Raw genomic sequence first — 8,347 nt, 5'->3', positions numbered from 1 at the left:
ACATTGCCTGCCTCCGCCTGGGCCCGGCCTTCGGGGCCGGCAGGGACGATCGGTCCGGCAGGTGGCCGTCCTCGGCGGCCAGCCGCGCCATGATCGCCGCCATCTCGGGGTTCGGGGCGTCGTTCGGATCGAAGCCGGTCATGCCTTGGGTCCCTCGGGGGCGGCGCCGAAGATCGACGGGCCGACATCGACGATGGTCTCGATGTGGTGGCCGATGGCAGCGACGGCCGTGGCCTCGTCGCGCGCCGCCAGCGCCTCGACGATGGTCCAGTGCCGCCGGGCCGTGGCCGCCAGGTCGCGCCGCTCGCCGCTGCGGGTGATCTTGAAGCGGTGGTTGTGCAGGATGCAGCGGTGCAGCAGCGGCTCCACCGCCGGCAGGCCGGCCGTCCGGAACAGCCGGCGATGGAAGGCGCGGTCCAGCTCGGTCTGGCCGTATTCGTCGCCGGCCTCCGCGCGCGCCTCCATGCCCTCGATCAGGGCGGTCAGGTCCGGCAACAGGGCAGGGTCGGGCCGCCGCAAGGCGCGCACGATGCCGCGGGTCTCGATGCCATGCCGCAGCCGGAACATCTCGGCGGCCTCGTCCTCGGTGCAGTCGGCGACGCGCGTGCCCTTGTGCGGCAGGCGATGCACCAGCCCTTCCTCCTGCAGCGCCAGCAGGGCCTCGCGCACCGTGCCCTGGCTGCACTGGAAGCGCTGCGCCAGCTCCAGCTCGAGCAGCGCAAAGCCCGGTGCGACCTCGCCCAGCATGATCATCCGCTTGAGGCCGTCGAAGACCTCGGCGCCCCTACCGGGTCGTATGCCGTCCTGCGCAATGGCACGCATCCCCGTTCCTGATCCAGATTATCGATATTGATAATGATATTGATAACTCGAGGAATTGCAAGCTCGCTCCGGCATCAACGCCGAAGCAGCTTCTTCACGGGATCAGTGGCCTCGGTCGGCTTCAGCCTTGTCCGCTCTCTCCGGACCTCGAGCACGATGACCGCTCCCGGGCGCCTTGGATCAGCCGGGAGCCGGAAAGCATCGGAACCTCGCGCCTTCGGCCGGTGTCGGCCGAAGCCTCGCGAGGCAAGAAGGATGAGGCGGAAGATGCCAGTGCCGCCTGGCCGGGCTCGAACAGATATCGGATCCAGCCGCCGTATTCAGGAGGTGGTCCCATGCGCCGTCATCTGCCGGACTCCACGACAGGGCCGCAGCTGTCCCCCAGGACGAATGTGGGCTGGAACATCACTTTGCGCGGCGGCAGCTCCACGCCGTGGTTTATTCTGTCGACCAGCATCCGCAGCGCCTCACTGGTCATGTCGTCGACTGGATGTTCGGTCCGCGTCAGCCGCGTCCGGAGCCCGCCGATACCGGGGATCGTGTCGGTCGACGCAACGGAGATGTCTTCGGGACAGCGGAGGCCGAGATCGACGATCGCCCGCATCGCACCCAAGACCATGACGCCGTTGGCCACATAGAGCGCGGTGGGGCGATCCGGCTGTTGCAGCAGGTCGCGCGTCACCGAATAGGCCACGTTCTCGCGGAAGTCACCGCTGCGGACATGATCGTTCCGCGGAGACACGCCCCGCTCCTGCATTGCTTCGAGCATGCCGTCCAGGCGGCCGCGGCCGGAGCTCAGATGCAGCGGGCCGGTGATGGTCCCGATCCGGCGATGGCCGAGGTCGAGGAGATAGGTCGTCACCTGCCGCGCCGCCGAGACATTGTCGAGCGTCACCGTATCCGACCGGTTGCCGTCGACCGTGCGGCCGAACAGGACCGACGGCATGGAGTTCCCCTCGAAATCCCGTCTCAGGTACTGCGACTGGCTGCCGACCGGCACCAGCACCACGCCGTCGCATGATAGCGTCTTGATGCGCGACAATGCCCGCCGCTCGGCCTCCGGCTTGTCGTCGCTGTTGAACACCACCAGCGAATAGCCCCAGGCGGTCGCCGCGGCTTCGGCGGCACAGACAATGCGGGCGAAGAAGGGATTCGCCAGGTCGGCGACGACGAGCGCGATCAGCTGGCTTGTGCCGCGCTTGAGGTTCCGGGCCACCGCGGACGGCGCGTATTGCAGCTCGCTGATGGCGGCGAGCACCCGGCCCGCAGCGCCGGGCTGACATAGGCCGAGTCATTCACCACGGCGGAGACGGTCGCGGTCGAGACGCCGGCCGCGCGTGCAACATCTCTGATGGTTGCCAATTGAACGTCCAGCTAATCGTTTCGCCAACTGTCGCTGATCGAGGTCGCTTACCGAAGTTTGATCAAGCATGCGGGGGCGGTCGGCAGCGGACCCGCACGGTGTGCTAGACTAATGCCTTGCGCGAAGCGCTGATAACCCGGTTCGGCAGAGGCCTGCTTCGGCGGTCGAGCAACGCCCGGCTGGCGCCAGTTCGCCGAGAAGCGAGTTCCTGTGCTGAGGTCGAGGTCAGAGGGACTGCCTAGGAGAGGAACCCCACAATGCTTTCGCATATAACGGTCGGAGTGGCCGACGTCAGCCGTGCACTGCAATTCTACGGCCCCGTATTTGAATCTCTGGGCCTGATTCTCAAATTCGCCGATGACAAATGGGCCTATTGGAAGGCGCCGGGCGCGGACCGTCCCCTGTTCATCGTCGCCCGTCCGTTTGATGGGCGACCCGCAACGGTTGGGAATGGGCAGATGGTCGCCCTGTTGGCGAAAACCCGCTCGCTCGTCGACCAGTGCTACGCCGCGGCGCTTGCGCACGGAGGGACCGATGAGGGAACTCCAGGTCTCCGGCCGCACTATCATCCCAACTACTACGGGGCCTATTTTCGGGATCTCGACGGCAACAAGCTTTGCGTCTGTTGTCATCAACCCGAGTGATCGCTTAGTCCCTCCGGGAGGGCCGCTTGATGGGGCGCCAGGCTGCCCCGCCCGTCTGCACACGGATGGTCAAGGGGGGCTGACACGCGCCCGCAGCCAGGCAGACAGAGCCTCAAGCTCCCGCGCCGCGGAAGGATCCCGGCCCGCGCTCTTGAGGAAGCCATGGTCCTGGCCGGCGGCCACGACGAACCGGCTGTCCGGCGCGGCAGGGCGGAGGCCGTCGAACAGACGGGCCGAATCGTCGAACACCGCGTCCAGCTCCGCCGCCAGGACATAGGCCGGTTCGGCGATCTCGCCCGCGAAGGCCGTGGGCCAGATCCCCGCATCGTCCGCCGCCGCGCCGAGGCGCCGGTACATGGCGATCAGGGTCCCGGCATCGAGCCCGTTCTCCGGCGTGCCGTAGCGGGCGACGCTCTCGCCCGTCCTGCCGCCATACCCGCCATACAGCAGCGCCAGCCCGGCGATACGCGCGCGCAGATCCGGCGCGAGCGCGCGCAGGCCCCAGAGCGCGACGCAGGCCCCGGCGCTGTCGCCGGCGAGGATCAGCTTCGCCTCCGTCCCGAACATCGCCGCCGCGGTGGCGCAGGCCGCAGCCGCGTCGTCGCGCTGGGCCGGGAAGGGGCTCTCCGGCGCCAGGCGGTAGCGCCCCGACAGCACGCGCATCCCGGTCAGCTTCGCCAGCCAGGCAGTGACGCAGCGATGGGTGGCCGGGCTGCCGGCCACGAAGCCGCCGCCATGGAAATAGACGATGGCGGCGCCCGGCACGGGATCCGGCGGCGTGAACAGCAGGCCGCCGCGGAAGGCGCCGGCCTCGGCGAGCGCAGCCTCGTCCACATTTTCGGGCACCGGGCCGGCCCGCTCCTCGGCATCCCGGGCGTGATGCGCCCGCAGCTCCGCGGGACTCGATGTGGCCCATGACACGCTCATGCGACGCCATCCGGATGGGGGACGTTGACCGCGGCGCCGTCGGGCGGAACACTCCGCGATCCGACAGGGATGCAACGATCTGCGCCAGGGACGCAACGTGATTCACGCTCCGGCGCCGCGCGGGCGCGCACAGCAGGGGATGCCGGTCACCTTCGCGGTCCTGGTCTTCCCCGGCTTCCCGACCATGGCCTTCAGCTCCGTGATCGAGCCGCTGCGGGCCGCCAACATCCTGGCCCGGCGGGAATGCTACCGCTGGATCGCCGTCGGCCTGTCCGGCGGTAAGGTCCGGGCGTCGAACGGCTTCGCGATCGAGCCGGTGCTGGGAGCACGCGACGCACCGCTGGTCGACCGCATCGTGGTGTGCTCCGGCGGCGACGCGGACCACGTCGTGGCCGAACAGGCCGTCGCCTGGATCCGCCGCAGCCTGCGGGCCGGGGCGTGGATCGGCGCGGTCGCCGACGCCGCCTTCTTCCTGGCCCGTGCCGGCCTCCTGGACGGCCATGCCTGCACCCTGCACTGGACCAGCCAGCCGGCCTTCGCCGAGGCCTTCCCCGAGATCGAGCTGCGCCGCGACCTCTACGTCATCGACCGCAAGCGCTTCACCTCCGCCGGCGGTGTCGGCAGCCTCGACATGATGCTCGACATCATCGGCGCCGATTGCGGGGCCGAACTGGCGGCCGGGGTCGCCGAATGGTTCGTGCACAGCCCACTACGCTCCAGCATCGACCGCAAGCTGATGCCGCTGCGGCTGCGCACCGGCATCCGGGACGAGCTGGTGCTGTCGGCGATCGCGATCATGGAGGAGGCGGTGGAGGACCGGCTGCGCATGACCGATCTGTCCGGCCGGCTCGGCGTCTCCGCCGACAAGCTGGAGCGTGCCTTCCGCGCCGCCGCCGGCATCTCCCCCGGCGCCTATTACCGCCGGCTGCGGCTGCGGCGGGCGGCGGATCTGCTGGCCCATTCCACCCTGCCGGTGCGCGATGTCGCCCTGGCCTGCGGCTTCTCCGACATGTCGAGCTTCGCCCGGGCGTTCCGGGAGCAGGAGGGCATATCCCCTCGGGCTGCGCGCCGCAGCTGATCAATCGACTCCGCAGCGGAATTCCGCATTCTCCTTGCGGATTTCCGCACGAACCCTCCCTGCCGGGCGTCGCATCCTGGGCCGAACAGGGAGACGCGCATGAGCATCGTGGTGTTCAACCCCGACAGCGTCGAGGACGTCGATTTCGCCGAGCGGATGCGCCATCCGGCGACCGCGGACGAATCCGTTGGCATGTGGCTGTCGGACACCGAGCCGTCCTTCGTCGACGTCCACGCGCTGCGCCGGGGCCGGCTGGCCCGGCTGCGCCGCTGGATGGTCGAGGTCGGCTATGGCGCGGTGGTGCTGTTCGACCCGTACAACCAGCGCTACGCCACCGGGTCGCGCAACATGTTCGGCTACTTCCTGCGCAACTCGACCCGTTACTTCTTCGTGCCCGCCGAAGGGCCGGTCGTCCTGTTCGAGTATCCGCAGAGCTATCACGTCTCCACCGTGCTCGACACGGTGGACGAGGCGCGGCCGTCGAAGCTGGTCTGGTCGTCGGTGTCGAACCGCGACGGCGAGAGCGCCGGCGCCTTCGCCGACGAGATCGCCGACCTGCTGCGGACCCATGGCGGCGGGTCGATGAAGATCGGCCTGGACCGCTGCAACCACCTGCATGCGCTGGCGCTGGAGAAGCGCGGCTGCACCGTCGCCGACTGCCAGGGAGAGATCCTGGCCGTGCGCGCGGTGAAGACGCCGGAGGAGATCAAGTGCCTCCAGGCGTCGATGGCGGGGGCGGAGGCGGCGGTGGCCGCGGTGCGCGAGGCGATCCGGCCCGGCATCTCCGAGAACGAGCTGTTCGCCATCATGTATCACGAGGTGATCCGCCAGGGCGGCGAGTTCATCGAGACCCGGCTGCTGACCTCCGGCCAGCGCACCAACCCCTGGTTCAGCGAGGCCGGCGGCCGCAAGGTCCGGCCGGGCGAGCTGGTGGCGCTCGATACCGACACAATCGGCTGCTACGGCTACTACTCCGACTTCTCGCGCACCTTCCGCTGCGGGCCGGGCCGGCCGTCCGACTACCAGAAGATGTTGTACCGTATGGCCCATGACCAGATCCGGCACAATATCGGCATCGTCCAGCCGGGCATGGCGTTCCGCGAGGTGGCGGAAAAGGCCTGGAGGATTCCCGACCGCTTCGTCGAGCAGCGCTACACCTCGGTGATGCACGGCGTCGGCATGCATGGCGAGACCCCGTTCATCGCCCATGCCATGGACTATGAGACCTATGGCCGCGACGGCCATCTGCTGCCCGGCATGGTGGTCAGCGTCGAGAGCTATATCGGCGAGAAGGGCGGCCGCGAGGGCGTCAAGCTCGAGGACGAGATCCTGATCACCGAGACCGGCACCGAGGTGCTGTCGCGCTTCCCCTATGAGGACGAGCTGCTGGGCGGAGAGGTGTAATGAAGACCCCTCTCGCCATCGAGCCGCACCGGGCGGCGGCGCTGTTCGTCGACCTGCAGGAGGAGCACCGCCGTGACCGCCGTTACCTGGTCGAGGGCTTCGACGCGGTGATCGGCAATGTCCAGCGGCTGCAGCGGGCGGCGCGGGCGGCCCGCATCCCGGTCCTGCACTCGGCCTATGTCGTCGATCTGGCGGCCCAGCGGGCGAGGCCGTTCCACCCGGTGATGGCGGACGGCACCTCGGCCTTCAGCGACGCCAACGACCCGATGTCGGAGATCTGTGCGGAGGTCGGCCCCACCGACGGCGAGCCGGTGCTGGTGAAGTCGGACGCCAGCGCCTTCGCCGGCGGCGGGCTGGCCGGCCGGCTGGCGGCGCTCGGCACCGAATGGCTGTTCGTCGCCGGGGTGTGGACCGAGGCCTGCATCGCCCAGACCGTGAAGGACGCGGTCGATCTCGGTATCCGCGTCGCGCTGGTGAAGGATGCCTGCGGCAGCGGCAGCGCGGCGATGCACCAGACCGCCATCCTCAACCTCGCCAACCGGCTCTATGGCGGTGCCGTCGTCGATACCGAGGGCGCCTGCCGGCTGATGGGAGGCGAGGCGGTCGAGGTCTGGCGGGTGCAGGGATCGGTGCCGCTGCGCTTCACCTACGACAACGCGGCGAGGCTGTATCTCGACCTTTGACGGCGGGGCAATCACGGGAACGCGGCCTGATGGAGACGCTCACCTTTGCCTACGACAACCTGGACGTGATCGCGGCGCGGGCGCTGGAGCACCTGTCGATTGTCGCCGTCGCGGTGTCGATCGCGATCGTCACCGCCGTGCCGATCGGCATCGCCATCACCCAGTCGAAGCGGGCCGCGGACGTCGTTCTCTACCTCGCCTCGATGATGATCACGGTGCCGTCGGTGGCGCTGTTCGGGCTGATGATCCCGCTCTTGTCGCCGATCGGCCACGGCATCGGCAGCGTGCCGGCCGTGATCGCGATCATCCTCTATTCGCAGCTGCCGATCATCCGCAACACCTACACCGCCATCGTCGATGTCGACCCGGCGCTGCGTGAGGCCGGCATCGGCATGGGCATGAGCGCGGCGCAACGGCTGCGCCAGGTCGAGATCCCGCTGGCGATCCCGGTGATCATGGCCGGCATCCGCACCGCCGCGGTGATGAACATCGGGGTCACGGCGATCGCCGCCTATATCGGCGCCGGCGGCCTCGGCACCTTCATCTCGCGCGGCATCAGCCAGTCGGACCCGCGGCAGCTGATCACCGGCGCGGTCGCGGTGTCGCTGTTGGCGATCGCGGTCGACCTGCTGCTGGCGCTGGCGCAGCGGCGGCTGACCTCAAAGGGGCTGGCCCGGGGGGCGATGGCATGATCCGGCTGGACCGCCTGACCAAGGTCTTCGACACCCCTGCCGGCCCGGTGACCGCGGTCGACGAGGTCAGCTTCGACCTGCCGGCCGGCGAGATCTGCGTCCTGCTCGGCCCGTCGGGCTGCGGCAAGACCACGACCATGCGGATGATCAACCGGCTGATCGAACCGACCGGCGGCACCGTGTTCATCGACGGCCGCGACACCAGGGCGGTCGACCCGATCCGGCTGCGCCGGTCGATCGGCTACGTGATCCAGCAGATCGGGCTGTTCCCGAACAAGACCGTGGCCGAGAATATCTGTGTCGTGCCCGACCTGCTGGGCTGGGACAGGAAGAAGTCCCGCGCCCGCGCCGCCGAGCTTCTGGAGCTGGTGGCGATGGAGCCGGCGGTGTTCATGGACCGCTATCCGAAGGAGCTGTCGGGCGGGCAGCAGCAGCGCGTCGGCGTGATCCGCGCCCTGGCGGCGGACCCGCCGGTGCTGCTGATGGACGAGCCCTTCGGCGCCATCGACCCGATCAACCGCGAGACGATCCAGGACGAGTTCCTGCGCATGCAGGCGGCGCTGCGGAAGACCGTCATCTTCGTCTCGCACGACCTGGACGAGGCGGTGAAGATGGCCGACCGGATCGCCATCTTCCGCGCCGGGCGGCTGGAGCAGTTCGCGACGCCCGACCAGCTTCTGGCCAATCCGGCGACGCCGTTCATCGAGACCTTCCTCGGCACCGACCGCACCTTG

The 8,347-nt window shown here is 69.1% G+C and carries 10 protein-coding genes; 6 read left to right on the top strand and 4 right to left on the bottom strand.

What is annotated here, in order from left to right; genetic code table 11:
• Positions 1-138: 138 nt before the first annotated feature.
• The 3 genes from P409_RS19440 to P409_RS41595 form a co-directional block, all read right to left on the bottom strand.
• Positions 139-822, bottom strand: coding sequence for a GntR family transcriptional regulator (locus P409_RS19440; protein WP_034841844.1), 684 nt, complete (start codon positions 820-822; stop codon positions 139-141).
• A gap of 343 nt (positions 823-1,165) precedes the next feature.
• Entirely contained in the window at positions 1,166-2,080 is a 915-nt protein-coding gene (locus P409_RS19435) for a LacI family DNA-binding transcriptional regulator (protein WP_202964727.1), read from the bottom strand.
• A complete protein-coding gene (locus P409_RS41595; protein ID WP_202964726.1) occupies positions 2,002-2,184 on the bottom strand; it encodes a LacI family DNA-binding transcriptional regulator in 183 nt (60 codons plus the stop codon). The genes P409_RS19435 and P409_RS41595 overlap by 79 nt, the downstream gene beginning before the upstream one ends.
• A gap of 258 nt (positions 2,185-2,442) precedes the next feature.
• Here P409_RS41595 and P409_RS37190 point away from each other — a divergent pair, with 258 nt between their 5' ends.
• Entirely contained in the window at positions 2,443-2,829 is a 387-nt protein-coding gene (locus P409_RS37190; protein WP_081991634.1) for a VOC family protein, read from the top strand.
• Positions 2,830-2,898: 69 nt separating this feature from the next.
• Here the strand turns inward: P409_RS37190 and P409_RS36290 are convergent, their stop codons facing one another.
• Entirely contained in the window at positions 2,899-3,756 is an 858-nt protein-coding gene (locus tag P409_RS36290; RefSeq protein ID WP_052120958.1) for an alpha/beta hydrolase, read from the bottom strand.
• A gap of 139 nt (positions 3,757-3,895) precedes the next feature.
• On the opposite strand from P409_RS36290, the gene P409_RS19425 reads away from it, so the two are divergent.
• The 5 genes from P409_RS19425 to P409_RS19405 all read left to right on the top strand — a co-directional run.
• Complete coding sequence (locus P409_RS19425) at positions 3,896-4,834, top strand: GlxA family transcriptional regulator (protein WP_034841839.1); 939 nt, start codon at positions 3,896-3,898, stop codon at positions 4,832-4,834.
• Positions 4,835-4,933: 99 nt separating this feature from the next.
• Complete coding sequence (locus P409_RS19420; protein WP_034841834.1) at positions 4,934-6,238, top strand: M24 family metallopeptidase; 1,305 nt, start codon at positions 4,934-4,936, stop codon at positions 6,236-6,238.
• A complete protein-coding gene (locus P409_RS19415) occupies positions 6,238-6,921 on the top strand; it encodes an isochorismatase family protein (RefSeq protein ID WP_034841830.1) in 684 nt (227 codons plus the stop codon). Before P409_RS19420 ends, P409_RS19415 begins: the two co-directional genes overlap by 1 nt.
• A gap of 29 nt (positions 6,922-6,950) precedes the next feature.
• The gene (locus P409_RS19410; protein ID WP_034841826.1) at positions 6,951-7,613 is read left to right on the top strand and encodes an ABC transporter permease; all 663 of its coding nucleotides are present in this window, start codon (positions 6,951-6,953) and stop codon (positions 7,611-7,613) included.
• On the top strand, positions 7,610-8,347 hold a 738-nt coding region (locus P409_RS19405; protein ID WP_034841823.1), incomplete at its 3' end, for an ABC transporter ATP-binding protein. The genes P409_RS19410 and P409_RS19405, both read left to right, overlap by 4 nt.

Source organism: Inquilinus limosus MP06, from assembly GCF_000767795.1.
GTDB lineage: Bacteria > Pseudomonadota > Alphaproteobacteria > DSM-16000 > Inquilinaceae > Inquilinus > Inquilinus limosus_E.
Note: the sequence above shows the minus strand (reverse complement) of the source record. Positions and strands in the feature narration are given on the sequence as shown.

Excerpts from the sequence above, each read along its gene's own strand:
- P409_RS37190 (WP_081991634.1), top strand. The coding sequence starts at position 2,443 with ATGCTTTCGCATATAACGGTCGGAGTGGCCGACGTCAGCCGTGCACTG.
- P409_RS36290 (WP_052120958.1), bottom strand. The coding sequence starts at position 3,756 with ATGAGCGTGTCATGGGCCACATCGAGTCCCGCGGAGCTGCGGGCGCAT.
- P409_RS19440 (WP_034841844.1), bottom strand. The coding sequence starts at position 822 with ATGCGTGCCATTGCGCAGGACGGCATACGACCCGGTAGGGGCGCCGAG.
- P409_RS19415 (WP_034841830.1), top strand. The coding sequence starts at position 6,238 with ATGAAGACCCCTCTCGCCATCGAGCCGCACCGGGCGGCGGCGCTGTTC.
- P409_RS19420 (WP_034841834.1), top strand. The coding sequence starts at position 4,934 with ATGAGCATCGTGGTGTTCAACCCCGACAGCGTCGAGGACGTCGATTTC.
- P409_RS19410 (WP_034841826.1), top strand. The coding sequence starts at position 6,951 with ATGGAGACGCTCACCTTTGCCTACGACAACCTGGACGTGATCGCGGCG.
- P409_RS19425 (WP_034841839.1), top strand. The coding sequence starts at position 3,896 with ATGCCGGTCACCTTCGCGGTCCTGGTCTTCCCCGGCTTCCCGACCATG.